Below are 26,288 nucleotides of genomic sequence, written 5' to 3'. Positions count from 1 at the left end.
ACCGGTGCGCCTTCTCTGGGGTGTGTGCGTGGGATCGGCGGGGACGGACGGTGAGTGGTACGGAGCAGGCGGTGGCGGTCGACTGCTACGCGGCTTGCACAGCGCCACACAAAATCTTGACTTGGATCTGCAAGTTTTTTGCGTCGCTGGGCATCCAAGATTTCAGATGGGTGCCGGTTCGTCAACATGCTCCGCACGCATTCATTGACAACGCATTGATAGGAGTGTTTATTGTTAGCCACTCTGCCTAATCTTTGGAGACCGGTGCCATGTCCAGACGCGCCAGCACGATCGCCCTCGTCGCCCTCCTGACCTGCCTGCTCGGCAGTACCGCAGCATCCGCCGCGACCGCGGGAGCCATCACCGGACCCGGCGGCAAGTGCGTCGACGTGGCCGGCGCCAGCTCCGCCAACGGCGCCGCGGTCCAGCTCTACGACTGCAACGGCACCGCCGCGCAGACCTGGACCGTCGACGGCACCACCGTCAAGGCCCTCGGCAAGTGCCTCGACGTGACCGCCGCGTCGACCACCAACGGCGCGACGATCCAGCTGTACGACTGCAACGGCACCGGCGCGCAGCAGTGGACCGCCTCGAACGGCGCCCTGGTCAACGCCGGGTCGGGCAAGTGCCTCGACGCGACCGGGCAGAGCTCGGCGAACGGCACCCGGCTGCAGATCTGGTCCTGCACCGGCGCGGCCAACCAGACCTGGACCCTGCCCGGCGGCACCACCCCGCCGACCGGCGGCCTCAACCCGGCCGTCGCGCCGGGCGGGAACTTCGACCTGTCGATCTGGCAGCTGCAACTGCCGGTCGGCAACCCCGGCGCCCCGACGACCATCCCGTCGGCACAGCTGCGCGGCCCGAACGGGTACACGAACCCGGCGTACTTCTTCACCGACAAGACCGACGGCTCGATGACGTTCTGGGCCCCGGAGAAGGGCGTGACGACGCCGAACTCCAATTACGCCCGCTCCGAGCTGCGCGAGATGAACAGCAACGGCAGCGCCGCGGACTGGCGCCTCGCGGGCAACCACCGCCTCTCGGCGACGCTGCGCATCCCGTCCGTGACGAAGAACGTCTGCGTGGGCCAGGTCCACCTCGGCTCCGGCGGCCCGTCGACGAAGCCGCTGCTGGAGCTGTACTACCGCCCGAACGGCGACATCTACATCGGCACCGAGAACTCCCCCGACGGCGGCCAGACCCTCCACCTCGTCGGCAACGTCCCCCTCGGCGTCAAGTGGTCCTACGTGATCGCGGTGTCCGGCAACCGGATCACCCTGACCGTGAACGGCTCGACGACCACCTACACGATCCCGTCGTCCTTCAACCAGTACGGCATGTACTTCAAGGCCGGCTCCTACAACCAGTCCTCGTCGTCCAGCACCACCAACGGCGCCAAGGTCAAGTTCTACTCCCTGGCCGTGACGCACAGCTGACGACCTCGTGATCCCGAACGGTTGTGGTGGCCCCGGCCACCACAACCGTTCGGGATCATCGGGTCACCCGGCCGCCGCGCGGGCGACGACCTCCTCCGGCGACAGGGGCGCCTTCGGGTGGTGACTCAGGCACAGCGGCGTCTTCACCTTCACGAACGAGAACCCCTCGCCCGCGGCGTAGAACTCGCCGCTGCCGAGCAGGCCGATGTCCGGCAACCGGCCACCCTTGGCCAGCGCGAGCTCCTTCGCCGCGTCGATCTGCGCCGGCGAGTTGAGCAGCCCGAAGAACTGGGTCGTCGCGTTGCCCGAGATCTGGTTGTGCAGCCCCTTCGGCGCCTGGGTCGCGAAGACCAGACCCAGGCCGTACTTGCGGGCCTGCGACGCCAGGGCGATCGTGCTGGCCGTGCACGGCGTGTTGCCCGCCGACGGCGCGAGGGTCTGCGCCTCGTCCATGACGAACAGCCCGCCGAGCGGCCGGTCCCCCGCCGGGTGCCGTTTGATCCACGCGAACAGCGCCATCTGCAGCTGGTTGACGAAGCTCTGCCGCTGCTCGTCGGAGTTGAGCCCGGCAAGGCTGATCACCGACACCCTGGCCCGTTTGCCCGGCGGCGGCGTGAGCAGCACCCCCGGGTCGGCGGCGGTGCCCTGCCCGCCGAACAGCGGGTCGGTGACCATCGCCGCCTTGAGCGTCTCGGCGGCGTCGAGGGCGAGCTTCTCCGCTTTCACCATCCGGCTGACCCCGTCCGGCAGCTCCGCGAGGAAGTCCGTGAAGCCACGCAGCCCGACGGCGCCGCTCTTCGCGTACGCCCGCAGCGCCTCCGTCACGACGGCCTTGCCCTGCTGGGCGAGCCTCGACGCGCCGGCCACCCCGGCCCGCGGCGCGAGCGCGGCGACGGCCGAATGGATCGCCGCGTCGAACTCGTCCGGCGAGTCCCGGATCGGCGCGAAGTCCGGCAACGGCTGGAAGGCCAGGGGCCGCCCGGCGCTGACCCGCGGCGTCCACACCACGACGTCGGTGTTGTCGAGGTAGTCCCGCGCCTTCGCCTCGTCCCCCGGCCCCCACCCCGTCGGCGGCTCCGGCCAAGGGTCGCCCAGCCGCGCGAGGTCGTTGTTCGGGTCGAGCACGATCGCGGAGACACCGCTCCGCGCGCACTCCTCCACGAGCCGCCGGATCAGCACCGTCTTCCCCGACCCCGACCCGGCGAAGATCACCGTGTGCCGCCGCAGCGACTCCAGATCCACCCGGAACGCCCGCTGCCCGTCGATGACCTTCCCGAGGCCGATCGAGGACGCGTCCCGGTCGTCGTCGGACACAGCGGCCGCCGGTGCTGCTTCCGATGCCGCGGCGACTGGCGTGAGAGCCGCAGGTGCCGGGGCCGGAGCCACCTGCGTCGCCGGCAGCAGGGCGGAGAACAGCGCGGTCCGGCTGGCGGGCTTGCGGGACGCCAGCCACTCCTGCAGGTCGGGCCGTGGCACGGTGCGCAGGTCACGCAGTGCGATGAAGACCTTCAGATCCTCCGGTGTCAGCGGGTGTACGACACCGCCCGCCGTCTCGAACGCCTGGGTGATCTCCGTGGTGCGGGGTCCGGTGGGCCACGGGCCGTTGCGCAGCAGGACGAGCCTGCGCTGCGGGACCTGCACATCGAGCCCCGCCATCGTGCACGCGGCCTTGACCCGGCTGATGACCGCGACGGCGTGCGGATGGCTGATCGCCCGGAACGCCCAGTGCGCCTCGTTCTCGGTCGCCTCGTCGAGCACCTCGATCAGCCGGGCATGCAGCGAGGGCTTCTCCGGCGGCAGCGGATCCTGCTTGTACACCTTCCCGGTCGGCGCCTGCTCGTCGATCCACGACGCGATCCCGGCCGCGAGCAGGCCGGGGACGACAGCATCCTCGGTCTTCGGCGAGAGCGCGCCGCTGACGTCCGCCCGCGCGACCAGAGCGTCGAACAGGTCGTCCAGCTCCTTCAGCGCCGTCACGTCGACCGGCTCGACCACGGTCGAACCGCGGCCGGACTGGCGGACATCGACGAACCGGTCCAGGTGAACGACCTCGTCACGATCCAGGCACGACTGGACGTGCCGGTCGACGATGCGCAGCAGCGCGCGGGGCGTATGGTCCTGCGCGTCGGCGAACGCCTTCTGCCGGACCGGCCAGGTGGCGTACGGCGGGGTGAACCGCTGCTCGGCGTACTTGACCGCGAACCGTTTCGCGATGATCGCCTCACCGACCTCCGGGCTGGTGATGTGTGCGGGCAGCGTCGTCAGTCGGAAGCGGTCGAGCACCGGCGCCGGTGCCAGTTTGTGGATCATCACCCACGTGTCGGGCAGACACGACACCACGGTCAAGGTCCGGCGGGTGACCTCCCGCAGCATCAGCATGCCGTCGGCGATCGGACCGAAGATCCGGGCCTGATCTTCTTCGACGCTCTCCTGCGTCTTCAGCAGGGAGGTCTTGCTCTGCGCGAAGAAGGTGTCGATCTGGTCGAAGGCGATCACGGTCGGGGCGAGGGTCAGCGCCATGAGCCGGGAGATGTCACGGACGATCTGCTGCGGCGTGCGGATCGCGTTGGTGAGCCCCCACTCGGCACGGGTCGACGGCTCGCCGGGCTCGGAGATGAGATGGGCGTAGCCGACGTCCTGTGCCTGGAAGTCGCTCGAACCCCAGAGCACCAGCGCCCGCGCGGTGTCCTGGCATTCCAGCCCGACGGCCGGGTTGAACCGCCGCAGCGCCCTGATGAAGGTGTTCAGATGGGTGGGGGTCAGATCGGCGTCGCCGGCGATGGCCTGGCGCAGATCTGCTGGCAGCTCGAGTTTCGGGGTGAGCCAGAACAGGAACGTCTTGAGCTGTGTGCGGAAGCCGATCGCGTCGCGGCCGAGCCCTTCGACCATGCACAGCGCGGTGCTCTCCCAGAAGTTCTTCCCGCTGAGCAGGCTGACGAGGAAGAAGAAGCCGCCTTCCCGCTGGATCTTCTCGCGCACCGCACCGAGCAGATGCGTCTTGCCGGAGCCAGACCGGCCTTGGACGACCACCCCGATCGGGCTCGCGTCGTCGCCGGTGCGTGCTTTGTTGACGCCGCTCAGGATCTGCGCGACGGCCTTCGCGTGCAGCTCGGGAACGTCATACGGGGAGGGGCGCCACACGTCGTCCGGGGTCGGTGCGGGGTTGAAGTCGAGCGCCTCCAGAGCCCGGCGTTCTTCTGGCCCGATCATACGGCGGCGCCGATCGACATCGCATGGTGCTGCTCATCGCCGATCAGCAGCGCCCCCGCCCGGTCCCGGTCGCTGAGCGCCTTCGAGTTCGCCAGGGGAATGATGCGGACGTCCTCGAGACGGGCCATCGCCCGCAGAGCGGAGTCGAGCGTGGCGCGGTCGACGTCGCCGAGGTTGTCGCGGATGTCGGCGATGCCGACCCACTCTCCCGGCGCCGGCGTGAGTTTGTCGTAGACGAGGCGCACCCGCATCTCCACGTCACTGCTCTGCTCCACGACGGGTTCGAATGCCGGTTCGGCGGTGCGGGTGAAGAACATGGCATAGCTGGATCGGCCGCTGAGGGCCCGGTCGAGGTTGGTCAGCAGGGTGACGAGCGTCTTGTGCGCCGACATCGCCCGGGCGGGTGGGGTGCGCACCTTCTGGATGACGGCCCAGCCCTTTTCCGTCAGCTCGTGGCTGAACGGACGCGTCGACTTGTCGGTCTCGACCAGGCCGAGACTCACCAGCTTCTTGTTGTCCGCGCCGGTGAGCGCGAAGCCGGCGAGTTCCTTGAGCTCGTTGTTGCTCAGCGGGCGCGCCTCGGCCATGAGCACGACCAGGGCGAGAAGCTGGGTCCCGGTGAGGGTGGGGACGTCTTCAGTGCTCGACATGTGCGATCTCCTTGACGGACCGTCGGTGGTGCAGCATTTGACGAAGCTTTTCGACCACGGCCCCGGCATCGGCGAGGACCTGGTCGTTGGTGAAGCGCAGGACGTCGTGCCCGAGCAGGTGCAGCTGGACGTCGCGGCGGTGGTCGTCGGCGAACTGCAGGTGCTGCCGGTGCTCTGGACCGTCGACCTCGACGACGAGGCCCTCCGCGGGCCAGAACAGGTCGAGACGGTAGATCTGACCGAGGATGTGCCCCTCGTACGTGTGGTTCCAGTGCCGGCCGCGGGCCCACTCGTGCGGTGCGAGCGCACGTTCCAAGGCGCACTCCGCCGGGCTGTCCCGGCGCGGCTGACCCGACAGCGGCGGGTACGTGAGGACGGGCTCCGCGACGGCGGGTGCCGGGGCGGGCGGGATGAGCCGTGCCTCGGCGGCGAGCTGGGTGAGGTGTGCCGGCAGCGCGATCTGCACGGACCGGATCCGCTCGACGGTGTGCAGCGGCGCACCGGCCAGCCACACGGTGAGCGGGCCGCGGTGCGCGAGCCATTCCGCGGCGCGCGTCAGGTTGCGCTCCGCCGCCGGGTCCAAGCCGGCCGGGACGTGCATGAGGAGCGCGGTGCCCGCACGGCCGTAGGCGTCGGTGAAGACCCGCGCGAGACCGGCGGCGCGGACCTCGGCGGGGAAACGGGACCGGCCTGCGGTGCTGCCGCGCAGGGCGCGTTCGGCGAGGTCGGCGAGGAACGGCCCGAAGTTCGCCGAACGGGCGGCGGCCTCGGCGGCGAGGGCGCGGACCGCGGCCACGCCGTTGCCCTGCGGTCCTTCGAGGTGCTCCGCGCCGGGCAGCCAGGCGGGGAAGAGGGCGAGGGCGGCGCGGTCGAGCTCGTCGAGGATGACCGTGACGTGGTCCGCGGCGGCGAGCGCAGCTGGGCGGAAGCGCACCACGGCGGGAGCGTCGTACGGCAGCGGGTCGAGGTCGATGGCGAGCAGTTCCGGGTCGGCCCCGGCCAGGTAACTGACCTGGTGCCGGGGCGGAACCTCCCACCATCGCGGCACCGGCGACCCTCGCCTCATGGTCAACCACGCTACTGGGTGAAACCACCCGCTCGCACTCCGCTGATCAGCATCGGAATCGGGCGACTCGGTGGCGGGGGCGCGATGATCGGCTCACCCGTCACAACCGCACGTCCGGCCCCCGTAATGCGGACGGGCCGGTCCCCGAGAGGACCGGCCCGCTTTCAGCGATGGGTTACGGGTAGCTGATCACGTTGGACGGCACCACCGCGGACGGCAGGGCTGCCGCGCCGGTGTCGTTGATGACGTGGGTGATGGAGCCCTTGCCGAGGGAGACGGTGAGGGCGTTGTGGAACTTCACGTTCGGGGTGTTGGGCACCTCGTACGCGTGGTAGGCGGCGATCGACGCGTCCGTGGTGAACACGCAGTAGCTGCCCAGGCCCCAGGCCTCGTGGGTGGTGACGTTGTTGTTGACCTTGTAGGCGGCGTAGCCGACGATCCCGTCGTGGGACCAGGCGGCGGCCGACGGCGGGTCGTACGGCAGCTCGTTCTGGAAGAAGATGGTGCGGCCGCCGTTGCCGTTCCAGACCACGTTGTACTTGTTGAAGTGCTCGACGAAGAGGCCGTAGGCGAGCACGTTCTGGCCGTTGACGATGAGGCCGTTGTCGGACGGGTTGGTGGTCCAGCCCGCGCCGTCGCCGTGGTCGGCGCGCCACGCCCAGATGTGGTCGATGATCGTGTTGTTGTTGTTCACGATCAGGGCCGCGCTGGCCTTGGCGGCACCGGCGCCGCCGACGCGCAGGAACACGTCGGAGAGCAGGTTCGGGGCGCCCGCGTGGTTCGCGGAGGCGCCGGCCGGACCGACCTGGAGCAGGGCCGGGGAGTTCGTCGGGCCCGCGTCGAAGAGCAGGCTGGCGATCTTGACCCCGTCGACGTCGCCGACGGCCATCGGGAGCACGCCGTTGTCGGCGACGATGGTGGCGTACCCGAGGCCGAGGACCACGGTGCCGGCGCGGTTGATGTTGACCGTGCTGTTGAGGTGGTACACGCCGGGGGTGAAGAGCAGGTTGAGGCCCTGCGCGACGGCGGCGTTGAGGGTCGCGGCCGAGACGCCCGGCTTGGCGACGTAGAACTGGGTCAGCGGCAGCGAGGTGCCCGGGGTCTGGCCGTTGAGCCAGGTGGCGCCGCTGCTGTTGGTGCGCAGCGACGGCACGAACACCCGGTAGGCGCCCGACGCGTCGGTGTACAGGTAGGGCTTCTCCTGCGAGATCGGGCTCTGGTTGATCGTGGTGTACGGCGGGTTCGGGAAGCTGTTCGCCGGGGCGCCCTGCACGCCGGAGAACACCATGTTCCAGACCGCGCCGTTCCAGGCGCCGATCGTGCTGTCACGGGTGAACCACTGCTGCTGCGAGCAGGAGCCGATGGTGCCGGTGACCCGGGAGTCGGCGATGTAGCCGCCGGAGGCCCAGCCGCAGTTCGGCGACGCGAGGGTCATGCCGCCGTGGATGTCCATGCGGCGGAACGGGGCGGCCTGCGAGACGGCCCACCGGTCGGTGCCGCTGACCGGGTAGACGGACAGGTTCTCCGCGGAGCGCCAGAAGTTCTGCGTCGCGTTGCCCTGGAACCAGCCGGCGTCGACGGTGATGTCACCGTTGATGCGGACGTCCTGCGGGTTCTGGCCGAGGCCGTTGATCGAGGTGTAGAAGCCGATCTGGGCGTTGAGGCCGTTGTACGTGCCGGGCTTGAACAGGAACTGCACGCGGCCGGGACCGAACTGCGCGGTCTCCTGAGCAGTGAAGATCTGGTCCAGCTTCGCCTGGATCGTCGCGGTGGACTGCGACGGGTCGAAGACGATGACGTTGGAGCCGAGGTCGCCGCCGCCCTGGATCGGGCCGGTGGACGTCGACGGGGTCGGCGAGGCCGACGGGGACTGGCTGGTCGGCGGGTTCGAGGTCGCCGGGCCGGAGCCGGTCCGGATCATGAACTCCCACAGCGAGTAGCCGTAGCCGGTGCCGCGGGCGGTGCCGTACATCCGGACGTAGCGGCCGGAGCCGGTCACGTCGAGGGTCTGCACGCCGCCCGTGCCGCCGGTGACGGTCTTGACGGTGGTGAAGTTCGTGCCGTCGGTCGACGTCTGGATCTGGAAGTCCTTGCCGTAGGCCGCTTCCCAGTTGAGCGTGACCTGGCAGATCGACTGGACGGAGCCCAGGTCGACGCGCAGCCACTGCGGGTCGGCGAAGAGGCTGGACCAGCGGGTGCCGGTGTTGCCGTCGACGGCGGCGGAGGCCGCGTTGGCGCCCGCGTTCTCGGCCGAGGAGGCGGTGGCCGGCTTGCCCTGCGCGGCGTTGACCGACGTGTTGCAGGTGCCGGGGTTGGTGCCGCCGAAGGAGCCGTAGACCTGGAACTCCCACAGCGAGTAGCCGTAGCCGGTGGCCCGGGCCGTGCCGTACATCCGCACGTACCGGCCGGAGCCGGTGACGTCGTAGGTCTGCGCCCCGCCGGTCGCGCCGGTCACCGACTTGATGTCGGTCCAGGTGTTGCCGTCCGGCGACGTCTGCAGCTTGAACGCCGTCGCGTACGCGGCCTCCCAGTACAGCTTGATCTGCGAGATCGTCGCGGTCTGGCCCAGGTCGACGCGCAGCCACTGCGGGTCGGAGGCGGCCGACGACCAGCGGGTGCCGGTCGTGTTGCCGTCGAACGCGGCGGAGGCGGGGGTGCCGCCGTTCTCGTCCGACGACGACAGCGCGGTCTTGCCTTGCGAGAGGAGGGTGTCGGCGGCGGAGGCGGAGAAGGTCGTGGTCACCGCATACGTCGCCACCATCAGGATGGCGGCCACGGACGCGAAGATCAGATTCCGGCGGCGGCGGTGCGCCGGTCGTGCGGCGGTCAGCATCAATTGCTCCCGGTTTCAGGGCGGGCGGCAGCCGGTAGCGCCACCGTAGGGGTACGGCGGTGCTCGGTCCGGCCATCCGGGGTGTGTGACTCCGAGGCCGTGAACGGGCGGCCCGGAGCCGGGGGTGGGAGAGCGCTCTCCAAACACGAGCGTTGCCCGATCCGGCTGCCCTGTCAAGGGGTCCACGGTTCCGGAACCCGGTTCCGCGGGACTTATTTTTCGACGCGTACGAAGCGTTGCGGCGGCTGACCTGCCAGGACACCCGAATCCGCTGGCACGATTACTGGAGAGCGCTCTCCAACAACGGACGGTGACAGGCTCAGTGGCTGGAGAGGCGGAGATCCTCGACCGCGACGACGGCCGGGCCCGAGCCGAGCGTGAAGCCCAGCTCCCGCAGCCGCGACGCCTGTCCCGGGTCGCCGACGCCGCTGACGACGGTCTCCACGCCGGTCGCCGCGACCATCCGGACCACCGCGTCGACGAGGGCGGCCCGTCGCGGGTCGGTGCCGGCGTCCGGCGGGAACAGCGCCGCGTCCAGTACCAGCCGGGTGAACGGCAACGAGGCCAGCAGGTCGAGGCGGGCGTGCGCGGTGCCGGTGTGGTCCAGGGCGAGCCCGATGCCGATCTCGCGCAGCTCCTGCAGCGCCCCCCGCACGGCGGTGTCCTCGCCGGCCAGCGCGGCCGGCACGGCGAGGGTCAGGCAGGACGGCGCGACGCCCGCGGCGGTGAGGATGGCGGCGACGTCGTTGCCGAACCCGGGGGCGAGCAGCGCCGAGCGGCTCACGTCGACGGTGAACGCGCGCCCCGGCGGGGTCACCCGGCACGCCTCGGCCAGGGACCAGCGCACCAGGGGCACCGTCAGGTCCGCGACGTCGATCGACGGCCATCGGGCGCACAGGCGCCGCTCGACCTCCGCCCCGTCGCTCAGGCGGGCGATCCGCTCGACGGTGAGCTCGACCCGGCCGGCGCTGATCGCGGCGCGGAGCTCGTCGGCCCGCTGCGCGGGGGTGGCGAGCAGTCCGGCGAGGTCCGGCGTGTACCGGGCGTGCCGGCCCTTTCCGCGCTGCTTCGCCGCGTACATGGCGATGTCCGCGTGCCGCAGGAGCGTCTGCGGGTCGTCCTCGCGCGACACGCCGACGCTCGCGGTGACGGTCATCAGGTGCCCGTGCGTCGTGACCGGGTTGGCGAGCTCGGCGAGGATCCGCTCGGCGACCTCGACGGCGGCGTGGTCGTCCGCGCCCGGCAGCAGCACCGCGAACTCGTCGCCGCCGAGCCGGGCGACCAGGTCGCCGGGGCGCACGGCGGCGCGCAGCCGGCGGCCGACCTCGATGAGCAGGCCGTCGCCGATGTGGTGGCCGAGGGTGTCGTTGACGGTCTTGAAGTCGTCGAGGTCCACCAGGATCGCCGCGCCGGTGAACGCCGCGTCGAGGGTGTCGTTGAACAGCGCCCGGTTGGGCAGGCCGGTGAGCGCGTCGTGGGTCGCCTGCTCGTGCAGCAGCCGCTGGTGCTCCCGGACGGTGCCGAGCAGCGCGTCGTTGTCGCGGAACGCGAGCAGCTGCCGCAGCACGACGGCGGCGGTCGCGGCCATCGCGCCGGCCAGCACGGGCATGTCGCCCGGGTGCGCGATGAGCAGCAGGTACACGGCGGCGACCGCGAAATAGGGCAGGATGCTGTACGGGCGGCGGCGCCGCGGCGCGACGGTCGCGGGACGGACGCGGCGCAGCTGCACGACCCCGGCGAGGCCGACCATCGTGCCCTCGGCGGTGGTGATGATGTCGGAGATCCCGGCCAGCCGGTCGCTCTGCAGGACCGGCACGAGCGCGGAGCCGATCGCGCCGAGCAGCACCACCCCGGCCAGGGACTGCAGCGCCAGCATGTCGACGGCGTCGGTGCCGACGAGGATCAGCTTCACCACGGCGAGCACCGCGAGCAGGCACAGCAGGCTCAGCACGAGCAGGCCGAGCGCGCGCGGCAGGTCGGCGCGGGCGTCGGAGATCGGCTCGAGGACGAACTGCCACAGCGCCGTCGCCGAGCAGACGAGGACCGTCGCGGCGTCGAGGCCGAGGCGCAGCCAGTCCCCGCGGCTGCGGCTGCGGGTCGGCAGGCGCAGCAGCCCCCACAGCACCAGCAGCAGCGCGACGCTCAGCAGCAGCACGGCGCCGGCGAGCACCGGCCCGGACTTGCGGCCGCCGAGGCTCGCCTCGGTCAGTGGTTTCGTCGCGGGGGCTATGAGCAGCGCGGCGATGCCCATGAGGCGCCAGAAGCGGCGGCCGGCGGGCGCGAGCCGGTCCAGGCGGGACGCCTGGAACAGGAACCAGGACGCCACCGCCAGCGACAGCGCGCCGGGCAGCCAGCCCAGGATCGTGGCGCCGCTGTAGCCCACGCCGCGGAACACCGCGAAGCCGAGGGCGACGGCGAAGAGCGGGGCGTAGAGCAGCAGCAGCCGGCGGACACCGTCGCTCAGCGTGCCAGCGCGCCGCTCCGGCTCGTCCAACAGCTGACCTCACCGCCTCGTCCTGTGCCGGTGTTTTCCCGGCCGACGTCTTGTTCGGCCGATGTGGTGCCGAGCTGAGCGGTATCGCGTGCGGACAGGGTAGCGTTCGGTCACCGCTCACGTCGATGCTCGCGCTGCCGATGGTTGGGTATGCGTCTGCTGCGCCGGCTCGCTCCGCCTCGACCGCTCGGCGGGCGGATCCGCTGGCTGTTCGTGATCTTCGGGGTGTTCAACCTTCTCACGGTCCTGCCCCGCACCCTCGGCAGGGTCGAGGAGCCGCTGCTGCACCGGCTGCCGGCCGCCGTCGCCGCGCTCGCGCTCGCCGGGTGGTGGCTGCGGCAGTACCGCCGGGGCGCGTTCCCGCCGTGGATGATCCCGTTCGAGGGGCTCGCCATGCTCACCATCGGGCTCGGCATGCGCGACTGGGTCGGCACGCTGGGTCTGCTGTTCGTGTTCGTGTCGTTCCGCGGGCTGTACGGCACCTGGCGGCACGTCCTGGCGTTCACCCTCGTGGTGTTCGCCGCCGCGGTCGGCGGGGTCGCGCTCACCGAACCGTCGGCGGTCGTGCCCTTCCTGCAGCAGGCACCCGGCGTGCCGCCCCTCGCCCTGTTCACGGCGGTGGTCGCGGAGTCGACCCGCCGGCAGGAGCGGGCCGCCGCCCGGGAGCGGGTGTTCGCCCGGCTCGGCTCGACCCTGGCGACCACGTCGGACCGGGAGACGATCCTGCGGCACTGCGCCGAGTCGGCGGTCGACCTCCTCGACGGGGTGCCCGGCGCGTGGGCCGCCACCGTCGTCGACGGTCTCGTGGTCACGGCCGCCGGTCCTGTACCGGTCGAGCTCCTGGCCGGCCCCGTGGGCGGGCAGACCGCCGGCGGGACGACGATGCCGCTGCGCTCCGACAAGCAGCACTACGGCGACCTCCTCGCCGGCGGCGCCACCGGCGGGGTCCCGGCCGAGGTGCGCCCGTCGCTGGAGACCCTCGCCGCGCAGACGTCGCTCGGCCTGGTCAACGCCGAGCACGCCGCCGACCTGCACTACCAGGCGTTCCACGACCACCTCACGGGGCTGGCGAACCGGTCGCTGCTGCGCGAGCACCTCCAGTACGCCCTGGCCCGCGCCCGGCGCGGCTGCCACGTCGCGGTGCTCCTGCTCGACCTCGACGGGTTCAAGCAGGTCAACGACACCTACGGGCACGCGGCCGGTGACCAGCTGCTCGTCGCCGTCGCCGCCCGGCTGCGCGACGGCATCCGCGGTGCCGACACCGCGGCCCGGCTCGGCGGGGACGAGTTCGCCGTCGTCCTGGACGGGATGGACGCGCTCGAGGACGCGGTCGTCGTCGCGGACCGGCTCCTCGCCGCCGTGCAGGCCCCGGTCAGGGTCACCGGCACCGAGCTACTGCCGCGGGCGAGCGTCGGCGTCGCGTGCTGGCAGGGGCACACGGCGATCGACGACCTGCTGCACGATGCGGACACCGCGATGTACGCGGCGAAGACCGCCGGCAAGGGCAGGGTCGCCTCGGCCGAGCCGGCCGGGGTGCACGTGCACGTGCCGGGCTGATCCCGCGGCACCGCGCGTGCCCGGCTGACTGCGAACCGCTACTGGCAGGTTTGTTTCACGTTCTTGCATTGACCAATGTGATGATCCCGGGCAACACTGGCGGAACTGGGTGACAACGATGTCACCGTCCGGCCGCCACCGGGAGAGTGTCCATGAGAAGTCTCATCCCCCGTCCGAACAGGCTCCTGCTCGCCGCCGCCGCACTCGTGCTGGCCGCAGCGGGCCTGAGCGCTCCGTCCTCCGCCGCCGTGCCCGGCGACGGTGCCCCGTCGTTCAAGATGCCCGCCGACGACGCCGCCCGCGGCCTCGTCTACGGCGGGTTCAAGGCAGGCACCGGCCGCTGCGCCGGCCTCCTCGAGGTCAAGGCCGTCCCCGGCGCCTGCACCCACGGCCCCGACGCCCCGTTCCAGGGCCTGGACGTCAAGACGTCCGTGCAGCCGCTGACCGGGCTCGCGGTCAACCCGCTGAGCGTCGTCTGCGACGGCGACGGCGTCTCCGGCAACCGCGTGCAGGTGCTGTACGTGCGCGGCTCCGGCAACGCCGACCGGTACAACCAGTACCTCGCCTCGATCCGCACCTGGTCGTCGCAGGTGGACGACATCTACAGCGCGTCCGCCGCGCAGACCGGCGGGACGCGGCACGTCCGGTACGTCACCGACAGCGGCTGCAACATCGCGGTGTCCAACGTCGCGATCGCCAACAGCGCGCTGAGCGACTTCGGCAACTCCGTCAACGCGATCAAGGCGCTCGGCTACAACCGCACCGACCGCAAGTACCTCATGTACGTCGACGCCACCGCGCTGTGCGGCGTCGCGTACGTGACCCTCGACGACCGGCCGGGCCAGGACAACGCCAACAACTCCGGCGCCTCCTTCAGCCGGGTCGACTCGGGCTGCTGGTCGGCCGGTCCGGCCGCGCACGAGCTGACCCACGCGATGGGCGCGGTGATGAGCTCGTCGCCGAATCACACCGCGTACGGCCACTGCACCGACGACTACGACATCATGTGCTACAACGACGGTCCCGGCACCGTCATGCGGATCGTCTGCACCGACCAGGCCCAGGACAACCGCCTGGACTGCAACAAGAACGACTACTTCCACACCAACCCGCCCGCCGGGTCCTACCTGGCGACGCACTGGAACACCGCCAACAACCGCTTCCTGATCTCCAGCGGCGGTGGCGGCGGCACCGGCGGCCCGCTCACCCTGGTCGGCGTCGGCAAGTGCGTCGACGTCAACGCGGGCGCGACCGCCAACGGCACCAAGGTCCAGATCTGGTCCTGCAACGGCACCGGCGCCCAGAAGTGGACGGTCCCGGGCGACGGCACCGTCCGCGCGCTCGGCAAGTGCCTCGACGTGAGCGCCAGCGGCACCGCCAACGGCACCAAGGTCCAGTTGTGGGACTGCAACGGCACGGGCGCCCAGCAGTGGACGTACGTGTCGGGCAGCCAGGCCCTGCGCAACCCGCAGTCGGGCCGCTGCCTCGACGACCCCGCCGCCAGCACCACCGACGGCACCCAGATGCAGATCTGGGACTGCAACGCCTCCAACGCGCAGCGCGTCACCCTCCCCTAGTCCCCCGGCTCCGTCGCGTCGCTCCGCCGTCCGTCAGTGCGTCTGTACCGACGGAGAAGAGAGCGACGCGATGACCGGTGCGGAACGGGACAGACCCGCAGCAGTTCGGGGCGGGGTCCGTGGTGACGGCTGACGCGCCACGCGACCCCGCCCCGGCAGCGGGCCCCCGATCGGATCCGCCGCCCGGCCACCACGACGGTGGTGCCGAGGCGGTTTCACCGTGACCCGCCCAGCGTCAGCGAGGCCGGCGTCTGCGGCATCGCCGGGACGGCGCGACGGGCCCGGCTCAGCGGGGCCCGGCGGCCGGGCGGTCCAGGTCCTCCGCGCCTTCCCCGGTGACTTCCCCTGCGACTTCTTCTGCGACGTCCTCCGCGGCGTCCGTCTCGGCGTCCGCTGCGGCCGGGTCCGTCTCCAGGTCGGCGAGGCGCCGCTCGGCGACACCGGCGACCGACTCCGGAGTGCTCCCGGCGGTGCGGGCCGCGTCGCTGAGCACGGTGAGCTCCGAGGAGAACAGCCGGGCCAGGAGGTCCCGCTGCCGCGGCGACAGTTCGTTCGACATCGCACTCCGAGGCTAACAGGGGCGGCGCCCCGCCGGCGGGCCGCGCCGCGGGAAATCAGGGTGAGGACGCCATGACCACGGACCCCGACGACCTCGACCGCCGCATCGCGGACCTGCGTGCCCGGCACCGCGACGCGCCGCCCGGCGACCAGGTCACCGCCGGGCTCGCCGACGAGCTCGGCCGGCTGCTGATCGTGCGGTACGCCACCCGCAACGGCCTGCTCGAGGACCGTGACGACGCGATCGTCCTGCTCACCGGAGCCCTGGCCGTGGCGGTGCCGCACGAGCGGGAGGTGATGACCCGCGCGGCGCTCGGCGTGGCGCTGTTCCTGCGGGCGATGCCCGCGCACCTCGGCCCGGACCCGGACGGCTCGGCGCTGCTCGGGTTCGTGACGGCCATGATGAGCGGCGCGTTCGACGACCCGGCGCGGCTCGCGGACCGGGAACGCGCCGCCGCCCAGATGGACTGGATCGTCGAGCGCGAGCCGCCGGAGTCCGCCGCCCGGCAGCACGCGCAGCTGCTGCTCGCCATGCTGCGGCTGCTCGGCGCGTCCGGGCCGGAGGAGATGCTGCGGGCGGCGATGGCGCTGCCCGCCCTCGCCGGTGACCTCGGCGCCCAGCAGCGGGCGCTGCTCGACGCGCTCACCGTCACCATCCAGCCGGCCGTGCCGGATCAGCGGGTCGCGGCGTACGACGCGCTCCTGCCACACCTGCCGGAGCGGCACTGGCTCCGGCCGCTGATCGGCGCCGAGAGCGTCCTCGCGATCGCGGACCGCGGTCACGGCGACGCCCGGCTGCCTGCGACCCTCGCCGACCTGTCGCCGGTCCTGCACGAGCACCTCGACGCCGTCGGCGACGGGCACCCCGACCGGGAGCTGATCGTGCGGCGGCTCGCCGGGATGTTGGTGTCGGCGGCGGCGTACACGTCCGACCCCGCCGACGTCGCCCGCGCGGTGCGCCTCGCCGACGAGCTCGTCGCGGACGCGCCCGACGACCCGGTCGCGGCGGGCAAGGACCGGTACCTGCGGGCGATGACACTGACGTTGCGCGGCCGGCTGCACGGCGACGACGCCGACCTGCGCGCCGCCGTCGAGGACCTGCGGATCGCGATCGACGCGGTGCCCGGCGACGACGAGCTCGCGCCGGCGATCGCCGGTTCCCTCGGCGCGCTGCTCAACGACCGGCACCTGCTGCGCGGGGTCAGGGCCGACGCCGACGCCGGCCGGCGGTTCCTGGACCTGGCCCGGGCCGGCCTCGACCGGCACCGCCCCGCCGCGGACACCACCATGCTCGACGTCGCCGGGCTGCTGTCCCGGACCACGGCCGCGATCCAGCGGCGCGACGCCGACGACCTGGACGTCCTCGTCGTCGAGCTGGGCGCCTTCCTGGACGCGCTGCCCGACGGGTACCCGTGGCGGTCCAGGCTCGACGCCGCGCTGGGCCTCGCGCACCTGACCGTCGGCGTCGTCCGCCACGACCTGGCGCGGCTGCGGGCCGGCACGGCGCTGCTGCGGCGCGCCGGCGACGACCTCGCCGTCGAGGTCTCCGGCCGGCCCGCGCTGCAGGCCGTCGGCGCCGTCGGCGCGCTCCTGGAGGGCCTCTTCGACGGCGACCCGGACGCGCTGTCCACCGCCGAGACCCGCCTCGACGACGCCGCGGGCAGCGGGGCGCTGCCCGCGGCCGACCGGGTCGCCCTGGCCTCGATGCGGGCGCACGTCTCGGTGCTCCGCCACGACCTGCACGGCGACGTCGCTGACCTGCGGGCCGGCATCGTCGCCTTCGAACGGATCAAGGTCGGTCTCCTCACCGGCACCGCCGGGCACCCCTTGGCGGCGCACGTGCACGCGCTGCTGGCCGACGCGTACCGCACCGCCGGCGACGTCGGCAGCGCCGTCCACAACGGCCTGACGGCGTTGCGCCGCACCGGCGACGACGTGCTGCTGCAGAGCGGCGCCGGGCACGGGGTCGACGCCGCCCGCGACGCCGCCGAGCTCGCCCTGCGCGTCGCCGCCTGGTGCCTCGACGACACCGCCGACACCGCCGACACCGCCGACGCGTCCGCGGAGCGGTCGGGGCGGGCCGTCGAGGCGCTGGAGCTCGGGCGGGGGCTCGTCCTGCACGCCGCGACCGTCGCCACCACCGTGCCCGGGCTGCTGCGCGCCGCGGGCCACGACGACCTGGCGGCCGAGTGGGAGACGGGCCCGGCCGAACCGGCGCCGTGGCCCGTCGCGCCCGGCCCGGCCGCCGGCGCCGCCGTGGGCCGGATCGTCGACGGGCTCGTCGGCGTGCCGTCGGACCTGCGGCCCCGGGTCCTGGCCGCCCTGCACCGGGCCGGCGGCGACACCCTGGCGGCCGCCCCCACGACGGCGGAGATCGCCGCGGCGGTGCGGGCCGTCGACGCCGACGCCCTCGTGTACCTCCTGCCCGGCGCCGCCACCCGCGCCGGCCGGCTGCTCCTCGTCCCCGCCACCGGACCCGTCGTGCAGGTGCCCGCCCCTGCCCTGCGCGCCGACGCCGAGCCGCTCACCACGTTCCTGGCCGCGCACGACACGAAGGCCGGGCGGTCCCCGCGTACCCGCGACCTCGACGCCACCGACGTCCCCGGCACTCCACAGTGGACGACACAGCTGGCGGGCGTGTGCCGGTGGGCGTGGGACGCGGTCGTCGCGCCACTGCTCACCCACCTGGGCCCCGCGGCGCCCGGCCGCCCCCACCGGCTCGTCCTCGTGCCGACCGGCGGCCTCGGCCCGGTGCCGTGGCACGCCGCCCGCGGCGCGGGCTCCCGGCCCGCGGACGAGTCGTTCGCGTTCTCCTACGCGGCCTCGGCCCGGCAGCTCACCGGTGTCGCCGCGCGCCCCGCGGTGCCCGCCACCGGCGCCGCGACACTCGTCGGCAACCCCACCGGCGACCTGGAGTACGCCGCCGCCGAGGTCGACCTGCTGCGCCGGTACTACCCGTCGGCCACCGTCCTCGGCCGCCCCGCACACCCCGGCGGCCCGGACGACGTGCTCCACTCGATCACCGCCGAGACCGCGCTGCTGCACCTCGCCTGCCACGCCCGCGCCGGCGCGACCCCCGACGCGTCCCACCTGGCGCTCGGCGCCGGGTCGTCCCTCTCGGTGTCCACCATCCTTGCCGCCGCCCAGCGCCGCCCCGCCTCCGCCGCCGGCGGCCTCGTCGTGCTGTCCGCGTGCGCCAGCGACCTCACCGGCGCGAGCCACGACGAGGCCCTCACCCTCGCCACCGCGTTCCTCGCCGCGGGCGCGGTCAGCGTCGTGGGCTCCCGCTGGCCGGTCGACGACCGGACCACCGCCTGCCTGATGGTGATGTTCCACCGCTTCCGCACCACCGGCGGCCTCCGCGACCGCGACGCCCTCCGCGCCGCGCAACGCTGGATGCAGGACCCGGACCGCGACGTCCCACCGGAACTCGCCGCCGTCGTCCCCACCGACCCGGCGGCGCTCGCCGCCCCGTCGGCCTGGGCACCCTTCACCCACCACGGCCGCTGACCCCGAGCGATCCTGCGGCCTGAGTGCCCTTCACCCACTCCTGCCGCTGAACCCCATACCGCCTCGCCCGTGCTGCGGCGGGTGCGGGCGGGGGTCGGCGAACGCGGGGAGGGCTCCGGCGATCGTCCGGGCGGCGGGGTGCTGCGGGGGCAGCGCCGCCATGGCTGCGTGCAGGTGGGTGATGGCGGACGGGAGGTCGGCGAGGTCGGCGTCCCAGCCGGCGCCGTCGAGGCGGTGCCGCAGCAGCAGCGCGACCGCGAGCACGAAGTGGTCGACGCCCGTGGCGGGGTCGTGGTCGCCGGCGCCGTGCACGACGGCGGTGGCGAGCGCGACGAGGTCGTCGACGCGGTCGCTGTCAGGCGTGGGGGCGGCCGGGTGCAGCAGCGCCGCGGCCGGCAGGTGGGCGGCCGCCGGGGTGTCCGCCTCGACGGTGTCGCCGGTGAGCAGCGTCAGGGTGTCCAGCAGCGCGAACCGCAGTGCGCCGGCGTCGGCGGGGGTGTGCACCGGGAGCCTCCAGGACCGGTCAGTGGCCACTGTGGACGTACCCGGACCAGGCGGCCGCCCGCGCGGGGTCGGTCTCGGACAGGTGGCGGACCAGCCGGCCCGGCATCCGCGGCGGCGGGGTCCGGCCGGCGTCGAGCATCCAGAGCTGCGCGCGGTGCAGCGCGTCCCAGGCGGGACGGCGCTCGGTCATGAGGAAGTGGTGGAACATGAACAGCAGCAGGGACGCGGCGCGGTCGGGGACGTGCCACCGCGCCGACAGCACCGACCGGACCCCGCCGGCGAGGAACGCGGTGCCGAGGCCGGCCGCGTCGTCGTGGCCGGCGCCGCAGGCGGCGAGGACCACGAGCGCGATCGCCCGGTCCGGCGCCGCGGCCAGGGCGGCGCCGACCTCCCCCGCCGTGAGCCGCCCGTCGCCGGCGCCGGGTGCCGGCGCGGCGAGGACCAGGTTCGAGGGGGCGCCGTGGCAGGCGACGTGCAGCACGGCGCCCGCGGCGGGACGGGTGCCGGTGAGCCAGTCCCGCACCTCGGCGGCGGTGCCGGACCCTGATCGGGCGGGGCTGCCGTCGGGGCGGCGGCCGACGTACCGCGCACCGGGATAGAACACGCGGTGCACGGCGCAGGCCTCGGCGCGGGCACCGGGCAGCGCGGGACCGGCCGGGTCGCCGACCACGAGCCCGAGGGGCGCGACCGGCACCGGGGCGGCGGCGGCCGACCCGCACAGCATCCTGGCGGACAGCGCGTGGGTGAACGCCGCGGCCTGCACCGCATAGCGGCCGTTGTGGTGGGCGGCCTGCCACGGTACCCCCGCGAGACCTCCCAACGGGACGAGCACCACACGATGCGGGCGGCCGGACGGCGGTGGCAGCGACGGCAGGAACCGTTCGACGAGCGGGCCCATCGCGACCCTCCACGCCCAGCCGCCGAGCCTGTCGAGCCCGTCCGCCACGGACGCGCCGGTGTCGTGGAGGCCGGGCAGCGCGATGCAGGCCGGCGGGCCGCCACCGGCGCCGACCATGACCGCCCAGCCGGGCGCCGGCGGCGAGCCTGGCACGAGGTACACGAGTGCGTCGGCGTCCAGCGCGCCCAGCGCGGCCCCGATCTCCGGGAGCGCCGGTGGGCCTGGCGGCTCCGCCCGGCCGGCGCACATCACGTCGAGGATCTCCTGGCGCAGGCCGGCCGGCTCCCGGCCGGGCGCCGACATCCGCCACCGCAGCGCCAGGTCGCGCCGGCGGGCCGCGCCGAGCGTGGCCGGCACGTCCCGGAAGCGGGTCGCGGCCAGCAGCGCCAGGCCACGGCCCGTCTCGAGGGCCCGCACCGCCGCCGCCGGGTCGCCGCCGGCCAGCCAGGACCGGGCCAGGTCCAGGCAGCGCCGCTCGGCGTCGCGGGCGAGCGCGGCCGCGCCTGCCGCGTCCCGCTGCAGCAGGATGCCGGCACCCCGCCGCCGAAGCCCGTCCAGCGCCGCCGCCCGCGAATCAGACCGTCCCCCCGGACCCGCCGGACCGCGGTGAGCCCCGCCCGCCGAAGCAGCGTCGACCGAAGCGCCGCCGGCAAGGACACCGCCGGTCGAAGCACTGTCCGGCAGGGTGCCGCCGGCCGGGACGCCGCCCTTGCGGAGGCCGCCCGCGACGGGGCCGGTGTTGAGCGGGCGGGCGAGCCAGGCGCCTGGCCGGATCGCGGGGCGGGCCGTGCGGCCGCGCGGGTCGTCGGGTGCGCCGGTCATCGTTCGCCTCCTCGTGGGACGCGGGGGCTGCCGTCGCGATGGCAGATCCCGCTGCGGCGCGGTCCCCGGGGGTGCGGGAGCGCGGGCCGGCATAGGTGGTGCCGGCGGCCAGGTCGGTCTCGCCGGATCAGCGGAACGAAGTCAACAAAGCCAGCCAACGAAGCCCAGCCAACGAAGCCAAGTCAGTGAAGCCAAGTCAGCGGAACCAAGCCAGCGGAACCAAGTCAGTGAAGCCAAGTCAGTGGAAGCAGGTCAGCGAAACCGGATCAGCTGAACCGAGTCAACGGAACCAGGCCATCGGAGACCGGGCCGGCGACGCCGAGTCAACGGGACCGGGTCGGCGGAGCCAAGTCAGCGGAACCAGGTCAGTGGAGGCGGTCGCCGAGGATGTCGAGGACCGTCTCGGTGATCCGCGCGACGGTCGCCTCGTCGGCGACGAGGGCCGCGGCCCGTTCGGCGTCGCCGAACGTCGTGCCGGGGGTCAGGTCCATCTCCTCGGCGCCGCTGCCGCCGCTGAAGACGGTGCGCACGACGGCCGCGACGACGGTGCGCGGGTCGTGCCCGAGACGGATCCGGCGCTCGATCGCGTCGACGGCGCCCGCGGCGAGCTCGATCAGGTGCGCGTCGGCGCGCTCGTGCGGCTCGGTGAGCGCGAGCTGCGGCAGCTCGCCCGGGTGGTCGGGGTCGGTGCGCGGGGCGGACAGCACGGGCGCCTGCTTCCTGCCGAGCGGGCGCTCGACGAAGTTCGCGAACCACATCGGGCTCTGCCGCATCGCCGCGAGGACCGTCTCCACGTCGGTGAGGACGTCGGCCTCGTCGACGCGGGCCTCGCCGGTGGCGAGGGCCCGCTGCTCGGCCCAGGCACCGAGCGGCCAGATGCCGGTGCCGGCCGTGGACGGCACGCCGACCCACACGAGGATGTCGACGGCGAGGGCGGTGAGCCAGGGGTCCCCGCCGAGCGCGGCCGCGAGCCAGCCGGGCATCCGGGGACGTTGCAGCGCGCCCCGCTCGCCGCGACGGCGCCGGTGGGCGTCGACGGTGGCGGCGTTGAGCCGTCTGGTGATCCAACCGTCCAAGTTGTGGATGGGCACCTTCGCGTTGCGCAGCAGATCGTCGAGGACGGCCTCGACGTCGTCCTGGAAACGATCCAGGCAGTCGGGGCGCAGGCCGGTGACCGACGCGGCGCAGCCGGGGTGGCCGCGTCGGATCTCGAAGCCGCGGGTCATCCGCTGGAAGACGACCGGCCACACGATGTCGTACGCGCCGCCGGTGAGCTTCACGTATTCGGGGCCGCTCACCGACTCCGCATGGTCCGCGAGCACTCCACGGCGAGCCATGTCCCGCACCAGATCCGCCGACTCGAGCACTGCGTTACTCCTTCCGGGTGGATTGCCGCCAGCCTGCCGCAGGGATATGGGAGCGGCAAAGCCCGGTACGCAAAAGATCCCACCCCAGGGGAGTAACGAAAGGCGTTCGGCCGATGCCGCCGTCCGGTCGTTCCGGCGGCCGTCTGTTCGGCTGCCCGAACACGACCGATATCATTACCTGTGTCCTCCCGAGCCATTGGCCAGATACGGGCCGACGTCCTCCTGCGGGATCGCGCGAATCGGCGTGACTGGACATCGACTGGCCATCGAGTGGCGCTGCGTAAAAATGCGCACATTGACTTCGGCAACGACCGGGCGGCTTTTCCCGGGGTTAGGCTGACCGGGCCTCGCAGCGGCCGGGAACGCCGAAGGGAGAGACACGGTGTCGGCCGAAGATGATCTCGTTCAGGAACTCGTCGCCGTCCGGCGCGGGTGGGGGCTGCGCGACCGCAGCCTCGCCCGGCGGACCGGGCCGCACCTGCGCCGCGCCTGCGGCATCCGGGACAGCGCCGACGACCGTGAGGTCCACGACCGGATCCGGTCCTGGCTGACGGCGTTCGCCGACGAGCTGCCGCCGGAGCTGGCCAGAGCCGTCGTGGTCGCGTTCGCGCTGGACCGGGACCGGCAGTATCGGCAGCTGACCCAGCGGGTCGCGTTTCTGGCCGCGGAGCAGTCGTGCGCGCCGAGGACCGCCCGCCGCCGGGTCGACCACGCGACGAGGCTGCTGGCGCGGGCGGCGCTGCGGGAGCGCCCGGCCGACGGCACCGACCCGTTCGCCGGCTGGCGGCTGCGCTCGGTGCGCACCGTCCTGCGCCTGGACACGGCGCTGCCGGAGCTGCACGAGTCGTGCGTCGTCGTCGGGTCCGGCGGGCGGGACTCGGCGCGGCTGCCGGCGCTGCACGAGTCGCGGGTCGCGGAGGTCGCCGCGCCGGACCGGGTGACGCGCCCGCACTACACGCTGCTGCCGTCGGTGCCGTGCGACCACTTCGACCTGGAGATCAGGTTCCGGCCCGGGCACCGGCCGGCGGTCGTGTGGCGCCTCGACGCGGTGCCGCCGTGGTCGCTGGACGCGGACCTGCCCCGGGAGCATCCGCTGGTGCCGGACGAGGCCGGCGAGGTCCGCCTCGTGTTCGGCGGGCTGAAGCAGCGCCACGCGTACGGCCTCACGTGGGACTAAAGAAGATCCATCCGTGAATCGCTAAAGAGTGTCAATGTGCCGCCGCGCCGCGCTCGGAAGGCTGTCCGCGTAACCCCCGAGCAGGAGGAGCGCAGGATGTCGACCCTTCGACCGACGATCGTCCCCGAGCCGGAGCCGCCGTTCGTGGATCTGGAGCAGCTGGCGACCGAGGTGCTCAACGGCGCGGTCGAGCCGGCGACCCGGCGGCTTCTGAACGCCGCGTCCGGCGGCGATCCGGTGCTGCTGCGCGCGCTGCTGGCCTGCGGGCTCGGCGACGGCACCCTGACCCGTCACGAGGGCCGCTGGCGCTGGGTGGCGGGCATGTCCCGGGCGGGGCGGGTCACCGGCCTCGTCGAGGCCCGCGCCGCCGCGATGCGCGACGAGCAGCTGGCCGCGTTGCGCACCGTCACCGCCGGCTGGGCCGAGCCGTTCGCGGTCGTCACGCAGATCATCGGTGACCGGCCGGCGCCGGAGGGGTCGGCCGCGCCGCTGGGGCTGACCCGGCGGGAGCGTGAGGTCCTGGTGATGCTCGGCAACGGCGCCAACACCCGCGCGATCGCCCGGCAGCTGTGCCTGTCGGAGCGGACCGTCGCGAAGCACCAGGAGCGCCTGTACCGCAAGCTGGGCACCTCCGACCGGCTCACGACGGTCCTGCGGGCGCAGCGGCTCGGCCTGTTGCGCCCCGCCGCCGACCCCTTCGACGACGAGGACGCCTGACCTGCTCACGGCGGCGGTCCGGGCATCCCGTAGCAGGGTCGCCCGGACCGCCGGTCCACGTGTCAGGTCAGGAGATCTCGCCGGGCCGCGGGTCCGTGTCGAGGTCGAGCCCGACGGCGGCGGTGGCGCGGCCGTTCAGCACGAGGGTCACCGGCCGGGACTTCGGGTCCAGGACGACGAACTCGGTGGTGGTGTTGCCGTGCATGGCGGCCTTGACCTGGGCGACGACGTTCTCCTCGTCCTTGTCGTCGATCGTCCACTCGGTCTCGCCGATGATGAGTCGCTTGTTGCTCATGACAGTGGTCCCTTCGAACGGTGGTTGGGATCGGTCGGTTCGGGCATTCAGGACACGGCCTGGACCGTGAACGAGAACGAGAAGTCCTGGGCGCGCCGCAGCGTCCCGTCGGCCGGGTAGCGCCCGACACCGAACTCCTCGTGCGCCAGCAGCGACGTGCGGTACAGCCCGATGCTGTCCCCCACGGCGCCCCTGAGCAGCTGATAGGCGACGTTGACGAGGACCGCCCCGGCGCCGACGGCACCGACGGCGAGGGCGGCCTGCGGCGCCGCCATCGCCAGGCTCGCCAGCTGCACGCCGGCGGCCTGGACCTCCTGGCCGGTGAGCTGCGCGCGGAGCAGGTCGCTCAGGGCCAGGCTGCCGGCCGAGTCCCGGGACACCCACACGGCGATGTCCAGGAAGTCCACCGCCGGGCCGTGGTAGACGAGCATCTGCTCCAGGGGCAGCCGGTCGCCGTCCTTGATGTTGGCGAAGCGTTCCGTCTGCGCGGTGTGCACGGGAATCCCGCCGGGGTTCCCGCCGGTCAGCACGACGGCGTCGACCCGGATGTCCGCGCCGAACACCGCCCGGTTCTTGTGCACGACGAGCTCGCCGAGACGCACCGCGACCACCCGGGGTGCCAGCCCGCGCGGCGTGAACAGCCGCGCCGACGGGTCCGGCCGGTCGTCGATCTCGAACGGCACGTCCTCGGCGGCGGGCGCGGGCGCGTCGACGACGTCGAAGTCGATGGTCCGCACCATGTACCGCACCTCCGGTCCGGTGTCCGCGAGGTAGTCGCGGGAGCCGCCGACTGCCACCTGACGGACAAGCCGCTCCAGCACCGACCCGGGCCGCCGCGACTGGCCGGGGCGCGCGTCGACGCCCTCCTGCTCGATCACGCCGAGGTCCTGCGGGGCGTCGCACACCAGCGCGATCAGCGTCTCCGGCCGGGCCAGCTGCGCCGGCAGCCCTTCCGGCCAGTTCAGCGGCTGCCCGGTGAGGACACCTTCGAGCTGGTCGTAGCCGAACACGTACTCCTTGCCGGGCTCCAGCCGGAAGCCGGCGGGGGCGAACCTGGTCAGCAGCGTGACCTTCCCGGCGACGCCGATGTCGATCAGCGACGCGTAGACGGCGAAGTCCCCGTCGTTGCGGATCCGCACGTACGTGCGCTGGCCGGGGTGCAGCACCTCCCCGGCGGTCCGTAGCGGGTGTTCGGTCCTGTCCGCGCCGACCAGGCCCCACTCGACGGTCACGGGCGTGGTCAGCAGGTACGCGGGGTCGTCGCGCAGGCCGCGCAGCGCGGTGGCCCGGGCGACGCGCTCCAGGTCGGCCCGCAGCGCCGCGGCCGTGCCGGACCCGGCGGGGCGCGGCGGGTGCAGCGGCCCGGCCCGGTCGCAGACGGCGAGCCCGCCGCCGTCGGCGCTGACCTCGGCGACCACGTCGTCGTCGGAGTCCGTCGCGGCCCGCACCAGGGTGCTCGCCGCGATCTCGGCCTCGAGCGCGGCGAGCACCGTGACCGTCTGCGGGGTCGGGGGGGGGGGGGGGGGGGGGGGGGGGGGGGAGGGGGAGCGGGGGGGGGGGGGGGGGAGGCGTCGGAGAACAACCGTGCTGGACGGGTAGCCAATGGACGCGTCAGGC

Annotated in this window: 17 protein-coding genes; 6 read left to right on the top strand and 11 right to left on the bottom strand. The window is 73.4% G+C overall.

The genetic code is table 11. The annotated features are described in order from the left end of the window. The first annotated feature begins 269 nt into the window (after positions 1-269). Positions 270-1,436: a polysaccharide lyase family 7 protein gene (locus tag ACZ6TV_RS40280; RefSeq protein ID WP_465304130.1), complete on the top strand. Its 1,167-nt coding sequence runs from the start codon at positions 270-272 to the stop codon at positions 1,434-1,436. A gap of 63 nt (positions 1,437-1,499) precedes the next feature. Here the strand turns inward: ACZ6TV_RS40280 and ACZ6TV_RS40275 are convergent, their stop codons facing one another. The 5 genes from ACZ6TV_RS40275 to ACZ6TV_RS40255 form a co-directional block, all read right to left on the bottom strand. After that, positions 1,500-4,646: a helicase HerA domain-containing protein gene (locus tag ACZ6TV_RS40275; protein ID WP_465304128.1), complete on the bottom strand. Its 3,147-nt coding sequence runs from the start codon at positions 4,644-4,646 to the stop codon at positions 1,500-1,502. Continuing rightward, positions 4,643-5,296 carry a hypothetical protein gene (locus ACZ6TV_RS40270; protein ID WP_465304126.1) on the bottom strand — a complete coding sequence of 218 codons (654 nt, stop codon included), beginning with the start codon at positions 5,294-5,296 and terminating at the stop codon, positions 4,643-4,645. Before ACZ6TV_RS40270 ends, ACZ6TV_RS40275 begins: the two co-directional genes overlap by 4 nt. Then, a complete protein-coding gene (locus ACZ6TV_RS40265) occupies positions 5,283-6,362 on the bottom strand; it encodes an endonuclease domain-containing protein (protein WP_465304124.1) in 1,080 nt (359 codons plus the stop codon). Before ACZ6TV_RS40265 ends, ACZ6TV_RS40270 begins: the two co-directional genes overlap by 14 nt. A gap of 175 nt (positions 6,363-6,537) precedes the next feature. Further along, the gene (locus ACZ6TV_RS40260; protein ID WP_465304122.1) at positions 6,538-9,195 is read right to left on the bottom strand and encodes a discoidin domain-containing protein; all 2,658 of its coding nucleotides are present in this window, start codon (positions 9,193-9,195) and stop codon (positions 6,538-6,540) included. Between the two features lie 319 nt (positions 9,196-9,514). Further along, positions 9,515-11,689: a putative bifunctional diguanylate cyclase/phosphodiesterase gene (locus ACZ6TV_RS40255; protein ID WP_465304120.1), complete on the bottom strand. Its 2,175-nt coding sequence runs from the start codon at positions 11,687-11,689 to the stop codon at positions 9,515-9,517. A 150-nt stretch (positions 11,690-11,839) separates the two neighbouring features. Between ACZ6TV_RS40255 and ACZ6TV_RS40250 the strand changes: the two genes are divergently transcribed. Continuing rightward, on the top strand, positions 11,840-13,246 hold the full coding sequence (locus ACZ6TV_RS40250; RefSeq protein WP_465304118.1) for a diguanylate cyclase domain-containing protein: 1,407 nt from the start codon (positions 11,840-11,842) through the stop codon (positions 13,244-13,246). Between the two features lie 152 nt (positions 13,247-13,398). Then, the gene (locus ACZ6TV_RS40245; RefSeq protein ID WP_465304116.1) at positions 13,399-14,823 is read left to right on the top strand and encodes an RICIN domain-containing protein; all 1,425 of its coding nucleotides are present in this window, start codon (positions 13,399-13,401) and stop codon (positions 14,821-14,823) included. A 286-nt stretch (positions 14,824-15,109) separates the two neighbouring features. On the opposite strand, the gene ACZ6TV_RS40240 is transcribed toward ACZ6TV_RS40245, so the two are convergent. Then, positions 15,110-15,382, bottom strand: coding sequence for a hypothetical protein (locus ACZ6TV_RS40240; RefSeq protein WP_465304114.1), 273 nt, complete (start codon positions 15,380-15,382; stop codon positions 15,110-15,112). Positions 15,383-15,453: 71 nt separating this feature from the next. On the opposite strand from ACZ6TV_RS40240, the gene ACZ6TV_RS40235 reads away from it, so the two are divergent. After that, on the top strand, positions 15,454-18,891 hold the full coding sequence (locus tag ACZ6TV_RS40235) for a CHAT domain-containing protein (RefSeq protein WP_465304112.1): 3,438 nt from the start codon (positions 15,454-15,456) through the stop codon (positions 18,889-18,891). A 30-nt stretch (positions 18,892-18,921) separates the two neighbouring features. On the opposite strand, the gene ACZ6TV_RS40230 is transcribed toward ACZ6TV_RS40235, so the two are convergent. The 3 genes from ACZ6TV_RS40230 to ACZ6TV_RS40220 form a co-directional block, all read right to left on the bottom strand. Beyond that, on the bottom strand, positions 18,922-19,395 hold the full coding sequence (locus ACZ6TV_RS40230; protein WP_465304110.1) for a hypothetical protein: 474 nt from the start codon (positions 19,393-19,395) through the stop codon (positions 18,922-18,924). 19 nt (positions 19,396-19,414) lie between these two features. Then, a complete protein-coding gene (locus ACZ6TV_RS40225; RefSeq protein ID WP_465304108.1) occupies positions 19,415-21,115 on the bottom strand; it encodes a CHAT domain-containing protein in 1,701 nt (566 codons plus the stop codon). A gap of 365 nt (positions 21,116-21,480) precedes the next feature. After that, positions 21,481-22,452, bottom strand: coding sequence for a hypothetical protein (locus ACZ6TV_RS40220; protein ID WP_465304106.1), 972 nt, complete (start codon positions 22,450-22,452; stop codon positions 21,481-21,483). Between the two features lie 412 nt (positions 22,453-22,864). On the opposite strand from ACZ6TV_RS40220, the gene ACZ6TV_RS40215 reads away from it, so the two are divergent. Both ACZ6TV_RS40215 and ACZ6TV_RS40210 read left to right on the top strand, forming a co-directional pair. Beyond that, on the top strand, positions 22,865-23,659 hold the full coding sequence (locus tag ACZ6TV_RS40215; protein ID WP_465304104.1) for a hypothetical protein: 795 nt from the start codon (positions 22,865-22,867) through the stop codon (positions 23,657-23,659). Between the two features lie 96 nt (positions 23,660-23,755). After that, a complete protein-coding gene (locus ACZ6TV_RS40210) occupies positions 23,756-24,376 on the top strand; it encodes a helix-turn-helix transcriptional regulator (RefSeq protein WP_465304102.1) in 621 nt (206 codons plus the stop codon). Between the two features lie 67 nt (positions 24,377-24,443). Here the strand turns inward: ACZ6TV_RS40210 and ACZ6TV_RS40205 are convergent, their stop codons facing one another. Both ACZ6TV_RS40205 and ACZ6TV_RS40200 read right to left on the bottom strand, forming a co-directional pair. Further along, positions 24,444-24,671 carry a hypothetical protein gene (locus tag ACZ6TV_RS40205; protein WP_465304100.1) on the bottom strand — a complete coding sequence of 76 codons (228 nt, stop codon included), beginning with the start codon at positions 24,669-24,671 and terminating at the stop codon, positions 24,444-24,446. A gap of 47 nt (positions 24,672-24,718) precedes the next feature. Beyond that, positions 24,719-26,161 carry a hypothetical protein gene (locus ACZ6TV_RS40200; protein ID WP_465304098.1) on the bottom strand — a complete coding sequence of 481 codons (1,443 nt, stop codon included), beginning with the start codon at positions 26,159-26,161 and terminating at the stop codon, positions 24,719-24,721. Positions 26,162-26,288 lie beyond the last annotated feature (127 nt).

Source organism: Dactylosporangium sp. NPDC051087, from assembly GCF_055586325.1.
The sequence above is the reverse complement of the archived record's forward strand: the minus strand, read 5'-3'. Positions and strand labels throughout refer to the sequence as shown.

Bases quoted from the DNA above. Each gene is read 5' to 3' on its own strand.
- ACZ6TV_RS40280 (WP_465304130.1), top strand. From the start codon at position 270: ATGTCCAGACGCGCCAGCACGATCGCCCTCGTCGCCCTCCTGACCTGC.
- ACZ6TV_RS40275 (WP_465304128.1), bottom strand. From the start codon at position 4,646: ATGATCGGGCCAGAAGAACGCCGGGCTCTGGAGGCGCTCGACTTCAAC.
- ACZ6TV_RS40270 (WP_465304126.1), bottom strand. From the start codon at position 5,296: ATGTCGAGCACTGAAGACGTCCCCACCCTCACCGGGACCCAGCTTCTC.
- ACZ6TV_RS40265 (WP_465304124.1), bottom strand. From the start codon at position 6,362: ATGAGGCGAGGGTCGCCGGTGCCGCGATGGTGGGAGGTTCCGCCCCGG.
- ACZ6TV_RS40260 (WP_465304122.1), bottom strand. From the start codon at position 9,195: ATGCTGACCGCCGCACGACCGGCGCACCGCCGCCGCCGGAATCTGATC.
- ACZ6TV_RS40250 (WP_465304118.1), top strand. From the start codon at position 11,840: ATGCGTCTGCTGCGCCGGCTCGCTCCGCCTCGACCGCTCGGCGGGCGG.
- ACZ6TV_RS40245 (WP_465304116.1), top strand. From the start codon at position 13,399: ATGAGAAGTCTCATCCCCCGTCCGAACAGGCTCCTGCTCGCCGCCGCC.
- ACZ6TV_RS40240 (WP_465304114.1), bottom strand. From the start codon at position 15,382: ATGTCGAACGAACTGTCGCCGCGGCAGCGGGACCTCCTGGCCCGGCTG.
- ACZ6TV_RS40235 (WP_465304112.1), top strand. From the start codon at position 15,454: ATGACCACGGACCCCGACGACCTCGACCGCCGCATCGCGGACCTGCGT.
- ACZ6TV_RS40225 (WP_465304108.1), bottom strand. From the start codon at position 21,115: ATGACCGGCGCACCCGACGACCCGCGCGGCCGCACGGCCCGCCCCGCG.
- ACZ6TV_RS40220 (WP_465304106.1), bottom strand. From the start codon at position 22,452: ATGGCTCGCCGTGGAGTGCTCGCGGACCATGCGGAGTCGGTGAGCGGC.
- ACZ6TV_RS40210 (WP_465304102.1), top strand. From the start codon at position 23,756: ATGTCGACCCTTCGACCGACGATCGTCCCCGAGCCGGAGCCGCCGTTC.
- ACZ6TV_RS40205 (WP_465304100.1), bottom strand. From the start codon at position 24,671: ATGAGCAACAAGCGACTCATCATCGGCGAGACCGAGTGGACGATCGAC.